Origin of the sequence: Hydrogenophaga sp. IBVHS1 (genome assembly GCF_002127265.1) — a bacterium.
Lineage (GTDB): Bacteria > Pseudomonadota > Gammaproteobacteria > Burkholderiales > Burkholderiaceae_C > Hydrogenophaga.
Window position 1 is genome coordinate 151519 of the sequence record NZ_NFUU01000003.1, and the last position, 16811, is coordinate 168329.

18 protein-coding genes are annotated in these 16811 nt (G+C 65.6%); 8 read left to right on the top strand and 10 right to left on the bottom strand.

Features of this window, described 5'->3' with window-relative positions:
- Positions 1–2: 2 nt before the first annotated feature.
- The 6 genes from CAP37_RS18640 to CAP37_RS18665 all read right to left on the bottom strand — a co-directional run bounded on the left by CAP37_RS18640 (position 3) and on the right by CAP37_RS18665 (position 6790).
- Positions 3–755, bottom strand: coding sequence for a 5'-methylthioadenosine/adenosylhomocysteine nucleosidase (locus tag CAP37_RS18640; protein ID WP_086125745.1), 753 nt, complete (start codon positions 753–755; stop codon positions 3–5).
- Complete coding sequence (locus CAP37_RS18645) at positions 755–2443, bottom strand: long-chain-fatty-acid--CoA ligase (protein WP_086125746.1); 1689 nt, start codon at positions 2441–2443, stop codon at positions 755–757. The genes CAP37_RS18640 and CAP37_RS18645 overlap by 1 nt, the downstream gene beginning before the upstream one ends.
- A 120-nt stretch (positions 2444–2563) precedes the next feature.
- A complete protein-coding gene (locus tag CAP37_RS18650; RefSeq protein WP_086125747.1) occupies positions 2564–3742 on the bottom strand; it encodes a Fic family protein in 1179 nt (392 codons plus the stop codon).
- A 163-nt stretch (positions 3743–3905) separates the two neighbouring features.
- Entirely contained in the window at positions 3906–5330 is a 1425-nt protein-coding gene (locus CAP37_RS18655; protein ID WP_086125748.1) for an NAD(P)(+) transhydrogenase (Re/Si-specific) subunit beta, read from the bottom strand.
- A complete protein-coding gene (locus CAP37_RS18660) occupies positions 5327–5653 on the bottom strand; it encodes an NAD(P) transhydrogenase subunit alpha (protein WP_086125749.1) in 327 nt (108 codons plus the stop codon). The genes CAP37_RS18655 and CAP37_RS18660 overlap by 4 nt, the downstream gene beginning before the upstream one ends.
- 3 nt (positions 5654–5656) lie before the next feature.
- A complete protein-coding gene (locus tag CAP37_RS18665; RefSeq protein WP_086125750.1) occupies positions 5657–6790 on the bottom strand; it encodes an NAD(P) transhydrogenase subunit alpha in 1134 nt (377 codons plus the stop codon).
- 102 nt (positions 6791–6892) lie between these two features.
- Between CAP37_RS18665 and CAP37_RS18670 the strand changes: the two genes are divergently transcribed.
- Complete coding sequence (locus CAP37_RS18670) at positions 6893–7399, top strand: NUDIX hydrolase (RefSeq protein WP_086127103.1); 507 nt, start codon at positions 6893–6895, stop codon at positions 7397–7399.
- Complete coding sequence (locus CAP37_RS18675) at positions 7396–8754, top strand: DUF3422 family protein (protein WP_256927053.1); 1359 nt, start codon at positions 7396–7398, stop codon at positions 8752–8754. Before CAP37_RS18670 ends, CAP37_RS18675 begins: the two co-directional genes overlap by 4 nt.
- Here CAP37_RS18675 and CAP37_RS18680 read toward each other — a convergent pair.
- Both CAP37_RS18680 and mnmA read right to left on the bottom strand, forming a co-directional pair.
- Positions 8751–9179: a YciI family protein gene (locus tag CAP37_RS18680; protein ID WP_086125752.1), complete on the bottom strand. Its 429-nt coding sequence runs from the start codon at positions 9177–9179 to the stop codon at positions 8751–8753. The genes CAP37_RS18675 and CAP37_RS18680 overlap by 4 nt on opposite strands.
- A 97-nt stretch (positions 9180–9276) precedes the next feature.
- Complete coding sequence (mnmA, locus tag CAP37_RS18685) at positions 9277–10428, bottom strand: tRNA 2-thiouridine(34) synthase MnmA (RefSeq protein WP_086125753.1); 1152 nt, start codon at positions 10426–10428, stop codon at positions 9277–9279.
- A 41-nt stretch (positions 10429–10469) separates the two neighbouring features.
- Here mnmA and CAP37_RS18690 point away from each other — a divergent pair, with 41 nt between their 5' ends.
- From CAP37_RS18690 to CAP37_RS18715, 6 genes are all read left to right on the top strand, one after another.
- A complete protein-coding gene (locus CAP37_RS18690; RefSeq protein WP_086125754.1) occupies positions 10470–11855 on the top strand; it encodes an ethanolamine ammonia-lyase subunit EutB in 1386 nt (461 codons plus the stop codon).
- Entirely contained in the window at positions 11852–12634 is a 783-nt protein-coding gene (gene eutC / locus CAP37_RS18695; protein WP_086125755.1) for an ethanolamine ammonia-lyase subunit EutC, read from the top strand. The genes CAP37_RS18690 and eutC overlap by 4 nt, the downstream gene beginning before the upstream one ends.
- 119 nt (positions 12635–12753) lie before the next feature.
- Positions 12754–13011: a PepSY domain-containing protein gene (locus CAP37_RS18700; RefSeq protein ID WP_086125756.1), complete on the top strand. Its 258-nt coding sequence runs from the start codon at positions 12754–12756 to the stop codon at positions 13009–13011.
- Positions 13008–13544 carry a cytochrome b/b6 domain-containing protein gene (locus tag CAP37_RS18705; RefSeq protein ID WP_086125757.1) on the top strand — a complete coding sequence of 179 codons (537 nt, stop codon included), beginning with the start codon at positions 13008–13010 and terminating at the stop codon, positions 13542–13544. Before CAP37_RS18700 ends, CAP37_RS18705 begins: the two co-directional genes overlap by 4 nt.
- A 32-nt stretch (positions 13545–13576) precedes the next feature.
- On the top strand, positions 13577–13981 hold the full coding sequence (gene arfB, locus CAP37_RS18710) for an alternative ribosome rescue aminoacyl-tRNA hydrolase ArfB (protein WP_086125758.1): 405 nt from the start codon (positions 13577–13579) through the stop codon (positions 13979–13981).
- 167 nt (positions 13982–14148) lie between these two features.
- Positions 14149–14892: a hemerythrin domain-containing protein gene (locus tag CAP37_RS18715; RefSeq protein ID WP_086125759.1), complete on the top strand. Its 744-nt coding sequence runs from the start codon at positions 14149–14151 to the stop codon at positions 14890–14892.
- Here CAP37_RS18715 and CAP37_RS18720 read toward each other — a convergent pair.
- Together CAP37_RS18720 and CAP37_RS18725 are read right to left on the bottom strand one after the other, a co-directional pair.
- Positions 14889–16238: a GAF domain-containing protein gene (locus CAP37_RS18720; RefSeq protein WP_086125760.1), complete on the bottom strand. Its 1350-nt coding sequence runs from the start codon at positions 16236–16238 to the stop codon at positions 14889–14891. The two genes, CAP37_RS18715 and CAP37_RS18720, sit on opposite strands and share 4 nt — an antisense overlap.
- Positions 16235–16708 (bottom strand): hypothetical protein, encoded by a 474-nt coding sequence (locus CAP37_RS18725; protein ID WP_256927054.1) that lies wholly within the window; start codon positions 16706–16708, stop codon positions 16235–16237. Before CAP37_RS18725 ends, CAP37_RS18720 begins: the two co-directional genes overlap by 4 nt.
- Positions 16709–16811 lie beyond the last annotated feature (103 nt).

Consider the following 16811-nt stretch of genomic DNA (forward strand, 5'->3'; position numbering starts at 1 on the left):
CTTCAGCCTCGCAGCAGCGCCTCGACGATGGCCGCGCTGTAGCGGCTCGCCACCTCGCGCAGGAAGCGCGGAAAGTCCACGTGGGCCGCGTCGTCGGCTCGGTCGGAGATGGTGCGCACCACGGCCAGCGGTATCCCGTAGTCGTGACACACCTGGGCAAAGGCGGCGCCTTCCATCTCTACCGCCAGCGCTTCGGGCAAGGCTGCGCGCAGGGCTGCGCTTTCTGCAGTGGTGGAAACAAAACGGTCACCACTGACGAGCAAGCCCTGGTGGCAGCGCGGCGATTGCAGGCCGAAGGCGTGCACCACCTCATTGCCGAGAGCAGCCGGTAGCTCGCGCAGCACCTTGTCGCTCACCTGCGTGAGGTGCGCGGTCAGCGTAGCGTCGGCATCGAAGGTGGCGCGTCCATAGCCCGGCACTTCGTGGCGAGGGAAGATGGGCGAGGCGTCCATGTCATGCTGCAGGAACTGCCGCGCCACCACCACGTCGCCCACGCGCACGCCCGGTGCGAGGCCGCCGGCCACGCCGGTGAACACGATGCGCTGCACGCCGAAACGTTCGATGAGTGCCGTGGCGGTGGTGGCCGCAGCCACCTTGCCGATGCCCGAGAGCACCCCCACCACGTCGTGTCCATGCAGATGACCTCGCCAGAAAGTGCGTCCGCCGGACATCTGCTGTTGCTCGTCGGGCATGAGCCCGAGCACGGCGGCCAGCTCTTCGTGCAGCGCGCTGACGAGGGCGGTGGGGCCTGCCACTACTTCTTGTCGCGCAACTCGCGCCGCAGGATCTTGCCCACCGGCGTCTTGGGCAGCTCGGTGCGGAACTCCACCACCTTGGGCTGCTTGTAACCCGTGAGGTTGGTCTTGCAGTAGTCGCGCACCTGGGCTTCGGTCAGGGCCTGGTCTTTCTTGACGATGACCAGCTTGACCGCCTCGCCAGACTTGTCGTCCGGCACGCCCACCACGGCGCACTCCATCACGCCGTCGAGCTGGGCCACCACGTCTTCCACCTCATTGGGGTAGACGTTGAAGCCGCTCACCAGCACCATGTCCTTTTTGCGGTCCACGATGCGGAAATAGCCGCGCGGGTCCATCACGCCCACGTCGCCGGACTTGAAGTACCCATCGGGTGTCATGACCTTGGCGGTCTCGTCCGGCCGCTGCCAGTAGCCGGCCATCACCTGCGGCCCCTTGATGGCGATCTCGCCCGGCTGGCCCTGCGGCACTTCCACACCGTCGTCGTCCAGGCATTTCATCCAGGTGTTGGGCAACGGCACGCCGATGGTGCCGCTGTATTCGGTGCTGGTGGTGGGGTTGCAGCTGGCCGATGGGCTGGTTTCCGAAAGCCCATAGCCTTCGCAGATGGGGCAACCGGTCTTCTCCAGCCAGAGTTTCGCCACCGCGCTCTGCACCGCCATGCCGCCGCCCACAGACACCTTGAGGTTGCGCCAGTTCACGGTGTTGAAATCAGGGTGGTTGGCCAGCCCGTTGAACAACGTGTTGACGGCAGGGAAGCTGTGAAAGGTGTGCTTGCTCAGCTCTTTCAGGACCGCCGGCAGGTCGCGCGGATTGGGAATGAGAATGGTCTTGCCGCCGGTTCGCATGGACAGCATCATGTTCACCGTGAAGGCGAAGATGTGGTACAGCGGCAGCGCGCAGACGCTGGTGGGCTGCTCGCCAGCCGGCACCTGCTTCATCACGGGGTTGTTCCAGGCCTCGGACTGCAACACGTTGGCGATCACATTGCGGTGCTGCAGCACCGCGCCCTTGCTCACACCGGTGGTACCACCGGTGTATTGCAGAACCGCCATGTCGTCGGGCTTGATCTCGGGTCGCTTGAGCGTGCCTCGAGTTCCTTTGGCGATGGCGTCGTTGAAGCGCACAGCCTGCGGCAGATTGAACGCCGGCACCATCTTCTTGACGTTGCGGACCACATAGTTCACCAGCGCGCCCTTGAGCAGGCCCAGCTGGTCGCCCATGGCCGCGAGCACCACGTGCTTGACCGGTGTGTTGGCGATGCACTGCTCCAGCGTGTGCGCAAAGTTCTCGATGATGACAATGGCCTTGGCGCCAGAGTCTTTCAGTTGATGTTCGAGTTCGCGCGGCGTGTACAGCGGGTTGACATTGACCACCACCAGACCGGCCCGCAGGATGCCAGCCACGGCCACCGGGTACTGCGGCACATTGGGCATCATGATCGCAACACGATCACCCTTGACCAGGCCTTTGCCCTGCAGGTAGGCCGCGAACGCCTGGGACAGGCTGTCCGTCTGCGCGAAGCTCACGTCCTTGCCCATGAAGCTGTAGGCGGTGCGGCCTGCGTGCTTCTGGAAACTCTCTTCCATCAGATGAACGAGCGAGTCGTACTGGGCCACGTCGATGTCGGCCGGCACCCCTTCGGGGTACGCACTCAGCCAGGGACGTTGTGCCGTTGGGTCGGTCATTGGGTATCTCCTCGTCTTTGTGGTGGATGCGGTCACGCCCTGTTTGAGACAAGACGATCAAGCACCCCTATTTCTGACTGACGCGATTCTGACAGGCTGCAGCTGGCTTCGGCAGCCCGCCTACCGGCCCGCCCCCTGCGCATCGCCCACCATGGCATCCAGGGCTTCGTGGTGGAACAGATCCAGATAGGGCTGGTACCGCCAGAACCGGTTGCGACCATAGCCGGTCATTTCCTTCAGCCATCCGCGCGCTTCAAAATCGGTCACCAGTTTCGACGCCGTGGGAAAGGTGCATGACATCAGCCTGGCCACACTGCTGACCGAGACGCCAGGCTGCTTGAACAGATGATCCAGCAACACCAGCGCCTTGGCATTCCGGGCGACGGCCGACCGATGCTTGTCGCGCAGGGCCACAATGTTCTGCGCGGTCTTCGTCGCCGCTTGTGCGGTCGCGCTGACACCGCGCAGGAAAAACATCAACCATGGCTCCCAATGGCCTTGCGAGCGTATGGCGGTCAGTCGATCGTAGTACTCTGCACGGTGCGCCTTGAGATAGAGCGACAGGTACAGCAGAGGACGTGAGAGCGCACGCTCCTCGCAGAGCATGAGGGTGATCAGCAGCCTGCCCACCCGCCCGTTGCCATCCAGAAAGGGATGAATGGTTTCGAACTGAGCGTGAGCCAAGCCGCAACGAACCAGCAAGGGCACGCTCTCCCGGCCACTGTGCAGGAACGTCTCCAGCTGGCCCAACGCATTCATGAGTTCGTGCGGCGGCGGTGGAATGAACGCCGCGTCACGCAGCGTGCTGCCGCGCCCACCAATCCAGTTTTGCGACGTGCGGAATTCGCCGGGAGACTTCTCCCCGCCTCGCACGCCTTTCATCAGTTCGGCATGAATTTCGCGCAGCAAGCGCAGCGACAAGGGCAGTTCAGACAAACGCTCCAGACCATGGTTCATGGCGCGCACATAGTTGACGACTTCCTCCACATCCTTGGGAGTGTCATCGCGCGAAGCATCGGCTTCAAAGGCCAGCACATCCTCCAGGGTGCTCTGCGTGCCTTCGATCTGGGAAGAAAGGACGGCCTCATGCCGCACGTACATGGCGACGAAAAGATCCGGGTTGGGCAGCATGGATGCCAAGGCGTCCAGACGACCGATGTGGCGATCGGCCTGCGACAGCAGCGTCTGGAGCGGCCCGCTGTAAGCCACAGGCGGTTCCGGCGGGAGAGGGGCCGGAATGAAGGCTTTGTAGCCCGAGGACTGCTGAATGTAGCGGCCCGCGCGTTGAGCGTCGTCCATCAATGATTCCTTTAACAAGCCGTGTATTTTACGATCTTGTTAAAGGAATTTGCCGATTATTTTAATAAAATGGCGCGCGCTGGGCCATGTCAAAGAACGACCTGCCTCAGCGCCGTGTACGCACCAGCCTGCCCGGCTGGGAGATGAACGGGGCCGAGGCGGCTTACTCGATCGCTTTGGTCATGTCCTCGACGACCTTCTTGGCGTCACCGAACACCATCATGGTCTTGTCCATGTAGAACAGCTCGTTGTCCAGGCCGGCATAGCCTGCGGCCATGCTGCGCTTGTTCACGATCACCGTCTTGGCTTTGTAGGCTTCCAGAATCGGCATGCCGTAGATGGCGCTGCCCTTCTGCAAGGCGGCCGGGTTCACCACGTCGTTGGCACCCAGGATGATGGCCACGTCGGCCTGACCGAATTCGCCGTTGATGTCTTCCATTTCGAACACCTGGTCGTACGGCACCTCGGCTTCGGCCAGCAGCACGTTCATGTGCCCCGGCATGCGCCCGGCCACCGGGTGAATGGCGTACTTCACGGTGATGCCCTTCTCGGTCAGCTTGTGGGCCAGCTCCTTCACCGCGTGCTGTGCACGCGCCACCGCCAGGCCATAGCCCGGCACGATCACCACCGTCTCGGCGTTGCCCAGCACGAAGGCCGCGTCGTCGGCGCTGCCGCTCTTCACCGGCCGTGCCTCGGCCTTCGCGCCACCGGCGGCGGCGGCATCGCCACCGAAGCCGCCCAGGATGACGTTGAAGAACGAGCGGTTCATGGCCTTGCACATGATGTAGCTCAGGATGGCACCCGAGGAGCCCACCAGCGAGCCCGCGATAATCAGCATGGAGTTGTTCAGGCTGAAGCCGATGCCTGCGGCCGCCCAGCCCGAGTAGCTGTTGAGCATGGACACCACCACCGGCATGTCGGCGCCGCCGATGGGGATGATGATGAGCACGCCAAGCAGGAAACCGAGCGCGATCACCAGCACGATGTCGATCCAGCTCTGCGAATGCCAGAAGCCGAAAATGAAGAACACGGTGGCCAGGCCCAGCAACAGGTTGAGCTTGTGCTGGCCTGCAAAGGTGACCGGTGCGCCCTGGAACAGGCGGAACTTGTACTTGCCCGAGAGCTTGCCGAAGGCAATCACCGAGCCGCTGAAGGTGACCGCACCGATGAAGGCGCCGAGTGCCAGTTCGATGCGGTTGCCGCCCGGAATGGGTTCACCCTTGGCCACGATGGCAAACGCCCAGGGCTCGGCCACCACGGCCACGGCAATGCACACCGCCGCCAGGCCGATCATGCTGTGCATGAAGGCCACGAGCTCGGGCATCTTGGTCATTTCGACCCGGTTGGCCATGATGGCGCCAATGGCACCACCTACCACCAGCCCGCCCAGCACCCAGACCATGCCCAAGGCCTTGCCGCCAGAGAGCTCCACGATGAGCGCTGCGGTGGTGAGCACGGCAATCGCCATGCCGGTCATGCCGAAGACGTTGCCGCGGATGGACGTGGTGGGATGGCTCAGCCCTTTGAGGGCCTGGATGAAACAGACGCTGGCGACGAGGTACAGCAGCGTGACGAGGTTCATGCTCATTTGGCAGCCCCTTCGGAGGCCGCCGGTGCTTTCCGTTCCTTCTTCTTGAACATCTCCAGCATGCGCCGCGTGACGAGGAAACCACCGAAGACGTTCACCGCTGCCAGCGCCACGGCCAGCACGCCCATGGTCTTGCCCAGGTTCGTCTCGGTCAGCGCGGCGGCGAGCATGGCGCCCACGATCACGATGGCCGAGATGGCGTTGGTCACCGCCATCAGCGGCGTGTGCAGCGCAGGCGTGACGTTCCACACCACGTGGTAACCCACGTAGATGGCCAGCACGAAGATGATGAGGTTGAGGATGGTGGGGGATACGGCTTCCATGGCTTACTTCCTTTTCACTTCACCACTCTGGGTCATGAGGCACGCGGCCACGATGTCGTCGTCCATCGGCACCTGAACGGCCGTGGCGTCTTTGGGCAGCACGAGCTTGAGGAAGTCGAGCACGTTGCGCGCGTACAGCGCCGAGGCGTCAGCGCCCACCAGCGCGGCCAGGTTGGTCTCGCCAATGATCGTCACGCCGTGCTTGACCACGGTGCGATCGGTCTCGGTGAGCGGGCAGTTGCCGCCCACGCCGTTGGCGCCTTTGCCAGCTGCAATGTCCACGATCACGCTGCCCGGCTTCATGGACTTGACCATGTCTTCGGTGATGAGCACCGGCGCGGCTCGTCCGGGGATGAGTGCGGTGGAGATCACCACGTCGGCCAGCGCCACGCGTTTGGCCACCTCCAGCTTCTGGCGCTCAAGCCACGAAGGTGGCATGGGCCGGGCGTAACCGCCCACGCCCTCGGCGGCTTCTTTTTCCTCGGCGGTTTCGTAGGGCACGTCGATGAACTTGCCGCCCAGCGACTCCACCTGCTCCTTCACGCTGGGTCGCACGTCGCTGGCTTCAATCACCGCACCCAGGCGCTTGGCGGTGGCAATGGCCTGCAGACCCGCCACGCCCACACCCAGAATCACCACGCGCGCGGCCTTCACCGTGCCGGCTGCCGTCATGAGCATGGGGAAGAAGCGCTGGTACTTGTCGGCCGCCATCATCACGGCCTTGTAACCGGCGATGTTGGCCTGGCTGGAGAGCACGTCCATGCTCTGCGCGCGCGTGGTGCGCGGCGCGGCTTCCAGTGCAAAGGCCGTGAGGCCGGCGCTCGCCATGCGCTGCAGTCCGGCGGCATCGAAGGGGTTGAGCATGCCGACCACGGTGGCGCCGGGCTTCATGAGGGCGAGCTCGTTGTCGAACGGGGTGCGCACCTTGAGCACCAGATCGCAGCCCAGCGCGCCTGCGGCATCGGTGATCTCGGCGCCCACGGCCGTGTAGGCGGCATCGGGTGCGCTGGCGGCCAGGCCGGCACCGCTCTGCACCCGCACCGCATGACCCTGGGCCACGTATTTTTTCGCCGTCTCGGGCGTGACCGCCACTCGGGATTCGCCCACTGTCGTCTCAGCGGGAACGCCTATCAGCATGAGGGTCTCCTCACTCACGGGGTTGGTATGAAAGTCGGGGCGAGCTTACCTGAAACAGGCCCTTTGGCCCATGGGATGGCCACCGGCACAGATAATGCCCCGATGGACAACCGATGGAAACCCAGCGTCACCGTGGCCGCCGTCATCGAGCGCGAAGGGCGCTTCCTGCTGGTGGAAGAACACACGCCCGAAGGTCTGCGGTTGAACAACCCGGCCGGCCATCTGGACCCGGGCGAGAGCCCGGCCGAAGGCGTGGCCCGCGAGGCGCTGGAGGAAACCACCCATCGCTTCCAGCCGACCGCGCTGGTGGGGGTGTACCTCTCGCGCTTTCAGCGACCGGCGCGCGAAGGGCGGGCCGCTGAAGACGTGACCTACCTGCGCTTCGCCTTCTGCGGCGAACTGGGCGATGTGGTTGCGGGGCGAACCCTGGACACCGGCATCGTGCGCACGCTGTGGATGACACCCGATGAAGTGCGAGCCAGCGCGGCGCGGCACCGCAGCCCGCTGGTGGTTCGCTGCATGGAAGACCATCTGGCCGGGCAGCGTTTTCCGCTGGAGCTGATCCAGACCGACGCCTCGGTGCTGCAACCCTGGACTCCCACACCGTGACGCCAACCCCTGAACCCTCCCTGCGGGTGCTGCCACCCGACGACGTGCTGCGCGAGGACTTGCACAACGAGGTGCACGCACGGCCTTCGGCGCGCATCGATCTGCCGGCGCTGGTGGTGTTCGTGGCCGTGCTCAACGAGGGCGTAAGCCGCGAGCAGGAATGCGATCACCTGCGCCGCCTGCCCGGCCAGCAGGCGCTCAGCCCTGATCAGATGCGCGGCAACTTTCTCCGGCTGCGCTTCGATGAATACACCCTGAAATGGGAGCGCCACACCGAGTTCACCCGCTACTCCATCGTGCAGCCGCTGCCCGAGGGTTGCGGGCTTGGTGCGACCGATCCGCCCCTGCAGAATTTTCTGGTGACGCCACCGGGGTGGCTGGGCGAGATCCCGGGGCGCACCGTGGCCGCCATTCAGCTGGTGATGCTGCAGGCCGAACTGCCCGAGCCAACGCCCAAGGCACAGGCCACGCTGATGGCACAGGCGCAGCAATGGTTTGGCCATCGGACCGTGGTGGCCTCACAGCTCGGCGGCGGCCACTCCTGGGCGGCCACCGACTTCCTGATTCAGCCTTCGGGTTTCGAACACCTGCTGGTGATCACCCCACCGGGCACCAGCGACACGCGCGCCGGGCGCATTTCGCAGCGCCTGCTGGAACTGGAGACCTACCGCCTCATGGCCCTGCGCGGCCTGCCCGTGGCCAAGGCGCTCTCGCCCACGCTGGCCCAGGCCGAAGCACAGCTGGCCGGCATCACCGCACAGATGGAAAACAAGGCGGCATCCGAACAGGGCCTGCTCGATCAGTTGATTTCACTGGCTGCCCGCGTGGAACGCGCCACCGCAGAAAACACCTACCGCTTCGGCGCCACGCGTGCCTACGATTCGCTGGTGACACAACGCATTGCCGAGTTGCGGGAAAAGCCGATTCCCGGGACGCAGACGATCGGTGAATTCATGCAGCGGCGTCTGTCACCCGCCATGGCCACAGTGGCCGCCACCGAACAGCGCCTCACCTCGCTGTCGGAACGTGTCGCCCGCACCAGTGCCCTGCTGCGCACGCGGGTTGACATCGCCACCGAAGCGCAGAACCAGCAGTTGCTGGCCAAGCTCACGCGCGGCCAGGAACTGCAGCTGCACCTGCAGACCACGGTGGAGGGTCTGTCGATCGCGGCGATTTCGTATTACGTGATCAGCCTGCTGCTGTACCTGGGCAAGGCAGGCAAGGCCGCCGGCCTGCCCATCCACCCGGAAATCGCCGCCGGCGCAATGATCCCGCTGGTGTTGTGGGTGGTGTGGCGCGCCACGCGACGGATTCACGCGAAGCTGGACGCGACGACGCTCAAGCCACCCGTTTAGCGCGACGCCTGGTTCAGCTCGTCGCGCAGACGGTCTTCCTGCGCGCGCAATTCGGGCGTGTACGCCTCGCCAAAATCTTCGGCTTCAAACAGCGGGCGGATTTCGATCTCGGAGTCTTCCGGCATCGGGTTCGGGCAGCGCTTGACCCAATCCACCGCCTCGTCGAGGGACTTCACCTGCCAGATCCAGAAGCCGGCCACCAGCTCGTTGGTCTCTGAGAACGGGCCATCGACCACGGTTCGCGCTGCACCTGAAAAACGCACCCGTTTGCCCCGCATGCTGGGGTGCAGGCCGTCACCAGACACCAGCACACCCGCCTTCATGAGTTCTTCATTGAACTGGCCCATGGCCGCCATGTCCTCCGTGCGCGGCATCAAACCCGCTTCGGACGATGGGGTGGCTTTCACGATCACCATGACACGCATCTCGGTTCTCCTTCATGTGTGGGTTGAGGGAGCCGGCGACAACCGCCGGCTCTGCAGACACGACGAACCAGAAGCGCGGAAATCGACAGAATGCCGGTCAGGCTTGCAGCAGCGCGCCGCCCCGGCTGGTTGCTCGCGGTGACTCCGCGCTGGTGGTGATCACGCCGCCGCCCAGACACACTTCGCCGTCGTAGAGCACGGCGCTTTGTCCCGGCGTCACCGCCCATTGCGGCTCGGCGAAGTCCAGCGCGAAACCGGCATCGCCTTCGGCCTGGAACTGGCAAGGCGCGTCGGCCTGGCGGTAGCGGGTCTTGGCGGCCAGGTCTGCCGTGTCGGGTGCGTGGCCGGCCACCCAGCTGGCGTCGTGCGCGCGCAGGTGCGGTGTGAGCAACCAGGGGTGGTCGTGGCCCTGTACCACCCACAAGGTGTTCTTCTCGATGTCCTTGCGCGCCACGAACCAGGGCGCGTGTTCGTTGCCGCCCTTCTGCGCGCCCTTTTCCCGCACGCCACCGATGCCCAGTCCCTGGCGCTGCCCCAGCGTGTAGAAACTCAGGCCCACATGCTGGCCGAGCACCCGGCCCTTGTGGTCCTTGATGGGACCGGGCTCCTTGGCGATGTAGCGGTTGAGGAAATCGCGGAAGGGCCGTTCGCCAATGAAGCAGATGCCGGTGGAATCCTTCTTTTTCGCGTTCGGTAAACCGATATCGGCGGCGATGCGGCGCACCTCGGTCTTGGGCAGCTCACCGACCGGAAACAGGGTCTTGCTCAGCTGCGCCTGGTTCAGCCGGTGCAGAAAATAGCTCTGGTCCTTCAGTGGGTCCTTGCCCTTGAGCAGCTCGAAGGCGCCGTGGCGCTCGCGCACGCGGGCGTAGTGGCCGGTGGCGATCTTCTCGGCGCCCAGGCGCATGGCGTGGTCGAGGAAGGCCTTGAACTTGATCTCTGCGTTGCAGAGGATGTCGGGGTTGGGCGTGCGCCCGGCCTGGTATTCGCGCAGGAATTCAGCGAACACGCGGTCTTTGTACTCGGCGGCAAAGTTCACGTGTTCGATCTCGATGCCGAGCACGTCGGCCACGCTGGCCGCGTCCAGGAAGTCCTGTCGCGTCGAGCAGTATTCGCTGTCGTCGTCGTCTTCCCAGTTCTTCATGAAGATGCCGATGACCTCGTATCCCTGCTCCTTGAGCAGGTGCGCGCTCACCGCAGAGTCCACGCCCCCGCTCAATCCCACCACCACACGCTGTTTGCTTGCCATGGCGCGATTATCCCAGCGCCTTGCAGATTACAGTGCGGCACATGGGCTTTCACCACACCGTCGGCACGCAGCGCTTCGCGTTCGCCGACCTGCGCAGCCTTCTTGCGCGCGCCTCGCCCCGGCGCTCGGGCGACGAGCTGGCCGGCGTGGCGGCACACAGCAGCCAGGAGCGCGTGGCCGCGCAGATGGCGCTGGCCGATCTGCCGCTGGCGCACTTTCTGAACGAGGCGGTGGTGCCCTACGAAGACGACGAAGTGACGCGCCTGATCGTGGACACACACGATGCGGCCGCTTTTTCGCCGGTGGCTCACCTCACCGTGGGCGATTTCCGCAACTGGTTGCTCGGCGATGGTGCAGACACCGCAGCGCTCACGGCGCTCGCGCCCGGTCTGACGCCCGAGATGGTGGCTGCGGTGAGCAAGCTCTGCCGCGTGCAGGATCTGGCGCTGATCGCGCGCAAGTGCCAGGTGGTCACGCGGTTTCGCGGCACGCTTGGCCTGCCCGGGCGGCTGGCCACCCGCCTGCAGCCCAACCACCCGACCGACGACCTGGCCGGCATTGCGGCGAGCCTGCTCGACGGCCTGTTGCACGGCTGTGGCGATGCGGTGATCGGCATCAACCCCGCCACCGACAACGTGCCGCAGGTGATGCGCTTGCTGACGATGCTGGACGAACTGATCGCCCGCTACGACATGCCCACGCAGAGCTGTGTGCTCACCCACGTGACGAACACGCTGCAGGCGATCGAGCGCGGCGCGCCGGTCGACCTGGTGTTCCAGTCCATCGCCGGCACCGAGGCGGCCAACCGCAGCTTCGGCATCGACCTGGCGCTGCTGACGCAAGCGCGCGCGGCGGCACTCTCCCTGCAACGCGGCGAGCACGTGATGTATTTCGAGACCGGTCAGGGCAGCGCGCTGTCGGCCGGCGCGCACCATGGCTGCGACCAGCAGACCATCGAATCGCGTGCCTACGCGGTGGCGCGCCAGTTTCACCCGCTGCTGGTGAACACGGTGGTGGGGTTCATCGGGCCGGAGTACCTGTACGACGGCAAACAGATCCTGCGCGCCGGCATGGAAGACCATTTCTGCGGCAAGCTGCTGGGCCTGCCCATGGGCTGCGATGTGTGCTTCACCAACCACGCCGAGGCCGACGCCGACGACATGGACGCGCTGCTCACGCTGCTGTGCACCGCAGGCGTCAACTTCATCATGGGCGTGCCGGGGGCCGACGACATCATGCTGAACTACCAGAGCACTTCTTTTCATGATGCGCTGGCCATGCGCCAGTTGCTCGGACTGCGGCCCGCCCCCGAGTTTGAAGCCTGGCTGCAGCGCATGGGCGTTACCGAGCCGGGCGAAGGCCTTCGTCTGGCGACCAACTTGCCGGCTGCGTTTGCCCCCGCCATCGCGCGGCTGACAGCGTCATGAACGAGCCCGTGATTCCTGCCGGGTGGCAGGAACTCCGGCGCTTCACCGACGCGCGCATTGCCCTCGGCCGCGCCGGGCACAGCCAGCCCACGGCGGCGCATCTGGCCTTTCAGCTCGCTCACGCCCAGGCGCGCGATGCCGTGCACCTCGCCTTCGACCCGACCCACCTGGCCACGGAGCTCCAGTCGCTCGGCCTGCAGACGGTGCACCTGCACAGCGCAGCCGCCGACCGCGCCACCTACCTGCAGCGGCCAGACCATGGCCGGCGCCTGAGCGCCGCTTCGCGCGAGGCGCTGCAAGGCACGCCCAGGCCCACACCGCCGCCCGATCTCGCTTTCGTGATTGCCGATGGGCTCTCTGCGCTGGCGGTGATGCGCCATGCCGCCCCGCTGCTGGCGGAACTGCTGCCGCGGCTGAGAGACGATCCCCGGCAAACATGGCTCATCGCACCCGTGGCACTGGTCGAGCAAGGCCGTGTGGCCATCGGCGATGAAGTGGGCCATCTCCTTCAGGCGCGCACGGTGGTGGTGCTGATCGGGGAGCGACCGGGCCTCAGCTCGCCCGACAGTCTGGGCGTCTATTTCACCTGGGCGCCGCGTGTGGGACGCACCGACGCCGAACGCAATTGCATCTCCAACGTCCGAGACGCCGGCCTGCCGCCCGCGCGCGCCGCAAAGCGCCTGCACGCGCTGCTTTCGCAGGCGCGGCAGCGTCAGCAAAGCGGCATCGGCCTGAAGGACGAAACCGACGGCGCGCGCGACGCTCTCCCGAGCGACTGACGCGGCGCGTTACCTCTGCTGACATCGGTCACAACCCGGCTTAAGGTTCACTTCAAGCTGGAGGGTTGCAATGCCTTCACCCGCACTTTTCGCGGGGTTCATTGCACAGGACCTCCCTCATGAAATCACTCGTTGTCTCCGCACTGCTGATCGCCGCCGCTGGCGCTGCCATGGCCTCCCCCACCTGCACCGCCCCCAAGGACAGCTGGAAACCGGAAGCTTCCTTCAAGAAAGAACTTGAAGCCCAGGGTTACCAGATCAAGAACTTCAAAGTCACCAAGGGCAACTGCTACGAAATCTACGGCACCGACAAGGCAGGCAAGAAGGTCGAGATCTATTTCGACCCGGTCAGCGGCAAGGCGCTGGAACAGAAGTGAGCACACGCCCGGTCGCAGAATCGAGGCCGGTGTGGGACCCGCTGATTCGGGTCTTTCACTGGTCGCTGGTGGTCTGCGTGCTGCTGAACCTCTTCGTGGTGGACGACGAAGAGGCCTTGCACCAGTGGCTGGGCTACGCCGCCACCGCCTGGGTGGGCGTGCGTGTGCTGTGGGGCTTCGTTGGCCCGCGCCACGCGCGTTTTGCCGATTTTTTCCCCACCCCCGCGCGGCTGGCGCGCCACGTGCGCGCCCTGCTGCAGGGCAAGCCGGAGCACCACTGGGGTCACAACCCGCTGGGCGGCCTGATGGTGCTGGGCCTCATGGCCATGGTGCTCGGCCTGGGGCTCACCGGCTGGATGCAGACCACCGACACCTTCTGGGGCGTGGGCTGGGTGGAGGAACTTCATGAAGGTCTGGCCGAGTGGCTCCTGCCGCTGGTGGGACTGCACGCGGTGGCCGCGCTGGTGATGGGCCGCATTGAACGGACGCGCCTGGTGAAGGCCATGGTGACCGGTACCAAGGAACGCTACTGAATCGGCCGCGAGGAGCATGGCACACTGCCGCCATGTCCATCCAAGTCGATCCCGCCGAGGTGGAGTTCACCGCCATCCGCGCCCAGGGCGCGGGTGGGCAAAACGTGAACAAGGTCTCCAACGCGGTGCACCTGCGCTTCGCCATCCACAGCTCTTCGTTGCCCGAGCCGGTGCGCGCCCGCCTGCTGGCGCTGAGCGACCAGCGCATCACCACCGAGGGCGTGGTGGTGATCAAGGCGCAGACCAGCCGCAGCCTGGAGCAGAACAAGGCCGAAGCGCTGGAACGGCTGCAGGCGCTGGTGGACAGCGTGGCCACCCTGCCCAAAGCGCGCAAGCCCACCAAGCCCACCTTTGGGTCCAAACAGCGCCGGCTCGAAGGCAAGGCCACGCGCTCGACCGTCAAGCAGTTGCGAGGGCCCGTGCGCGGTCATGACTGAGCAAACCGCCATCTGTTTCGTTTAAGGTTTTTTTACGGTTCCTTTAAGCGCTATTTAGCAGCGCGCGCTGCACTGGATTTCTAGACTTGCCCTCCATGACTCGCAGCACATGGGGTGTTGCAGTCATCCAGAGTCTCGCCGGGCGCCGCCCGCCAAAAGGAATCACCATGCAATCCCACGCTCTCGAACTGGCCCAGGTGGCCGCCACCGCCCGCACCGGCCTCGGCCGCTTCAATCTGTACGCCGGCATCCACAAGGCCTTGCGCGCCTTCATGGCCGACACACTGCTCACGGTCGGCCGCGCCGACCCCACGGACGTTGCCGATGTGGGCCGTGCCATGGCCCAGGTGGATGAGCTCCTGGAGCTGTGTGCCGGCCATGTCGCGCATGAAAATACCTTCGTCCACCCCGCGCTTGAAGCCCGCTGTCCCGGCGTCGCTCAGCCGGTAGCGCACGACCACGAAGATCACTTGCGCCACATTGCCCACCTGCGCGATGCTGCCCGCGCCGTGACCACCCTGGAAGTCCGTGAGCGCGAGCCTGCGCTGCAGGCGCTGTATCTGGCGCTCGCCCTGTTTGTGGCCGACAACTTCCAGCACATGCATGTGGAAGAGACCGTGCACAACACCGCGCTCTGGTCCGCCTACAGCGACGTTGAACTGCTCCAGATTCACGACGCCCTGCTGGCCACCATTGCGCCGGCCGAGATGATGCTGGTGATGCGCTGGATGCTGCCGCAACTGAACGCACCCGAGCGACTGGACGTGATGCAGGGCATGCGTGCGGGTGCGCCTGCCCCCGTGTTCGAAGGCATGCTCACGGGCACCAAGGGGCTGCTCAAGCCGCGTGACTGGGCCAAGCTCGCGCGCGGCCTGGGTCTGCCGCCCGAGCCGGGCCTCGTGGCCGCTTAAGCCGCCACGTCCTCCAGCTCGACCGGGCCGCTCGCTTCGAAGCGAAAGCAACCGCGGCCGGTCTTCTGGATGCGCAGATGCGGGCACTGCTCCGCCAGCCGGCGGTGCAGCAGCAGCAGGCGGGCTTCAAGGTTGTCGGCCACGTCGGGCAGCCGAAGGGAGGCGTCCAGTCGCAATTCGCGGTTGGTGAACTCACTGCGTCCCTGGCGCTGTCGGTCCTGAAGCAGCTTCCACAGAATGGCGCCCGCCACGCCCTTGATGAGGTAGGTGTCGTTGACGAACACGCTGTGGTTGCTGCGGTAGTGGCGCACGCGCAGGGCCGGCCCGGCCTTGTGCGCCGCCAGCGCGGAGTCTGCGGGCGGCGGCGCCTGCACCGGTGGCTCGGCGCTTTCCTGCATCAGGTCGATGGCCGCCGCCAGCTGGCCCGCCAGGGTGACCAGCAGGTCTTCGTCTTCGAAACCAAAGCGCATGTCCTGCGGGCTTTCCACAAACAACACGCCGAGCAGCCGGCCGGCTGAGAGCAGCGGCACCGCGAGCTGGCTGTGCGGTTCGGCAAGGCCCGGGTAAGGGATGTCGGTGCCCGGCGGCGCGCCCTTGCCACCCGGCAGACTTTCCCGCATGGCGCGGCTGTAGAGGTAGGCGTTGGTCATGTGCATGATCCGCACCGGTGTTCGCTCTCGCGCGGCCACGCCGATGACACCGTCGCCCAAGGCAATCTCGGACCCCACGCCCGACCAGGGGTAGCCCCGGCTGGCCACCGTGTAGAGGCGCTGCGTGGCGGGGTCGAGAATGAGCAGCATCGCGTGGTCGATGCCCAGATCCCAGCCCAGCGTGGCCATGGTCGCGTCCAGCAGAGCGCCCAGCGAATCGCACTGGGCCAGCCTTGCACTGCCACGGCGCAACGCGCCCAGCATGCTGCAGCGCGGTGGCGGTTCAGGCAGCGGATCGCCGCTCACCCGCTCCACCTCCAGCACCTCGTGAATGTCCGAGCCGAGCAGGCGGAACACGCCGCTCATACCGCTGTGCGACGCAATGCTGGCGAGTTGCGCCTTCATGCTCTCGAAGACCGCGCCGGATTCTTCGGTGCGCCGGTAACGCAAGTGCAGGCGGTAGAAGCGGGCGGTCAACGGGTGCAGCAGCAGCACCGTGGAGCGCGGGTTGGCCATGAGGTTCTGGCGCGTCTTGTTGAAGAACTGGAAAGACAGCGCCACGTGCTGCTCATCCACGTAGAACACCTGCGAGATGTAGGCCACGTTCGGCGTGCCATCGGCTGCGCAGGTGGCCATGATGGCCGGGATCACGCCCTCCAGGCAGGGCCGCACCTCCGCCAGATCGGCCGTGTTCAAGCGGCCCTCGCGATCGGCTGACCCGCGCGTGGGCCTGGCGTCTGGTCGAAGGCTTCTTCCGGGCTGAACTCCAGCGCCACCACATCCTCGAGGCGGTAGGCCAGCATGGCGGCCACCAGCGTGGGTCCGATTCCGATCTTCCCCAGCTCGACGGTCATCGAGGCGAGGTATGCCTGCAGCGCAGGCACATCGGCATCACTGGCCTCGCGGACGCGCACACCCCGCGCCTTGAGCTGCACGGTGCGATGGGTACTGGGTTCGCTGAACACCACCGCCAGACGATCGGTGGTGGCCACGTTGCGGAGCAGTTGTTTCGACTGTGATCGATTGAGGTACACGGTGACGTGTTCGCCATCGGTTCGTACCTGGCTGCCGACGGCGCGCATCACGCTGGGCACGAGCTCGGCATCGCTCGCGCCCACAATCACCGAGACGCCCCGCACCATGATGGCCAGGAAGTCGGCGTTCAACTGAGGTCTGGTTCGGGGTTGGGCCACGGTCGTGAAGCTGAGCGCCTGCGATCATAGCCAGCGTCCCGCTTTCGGCCAATAGCCGAGAGCCTCGCGGGTGTCA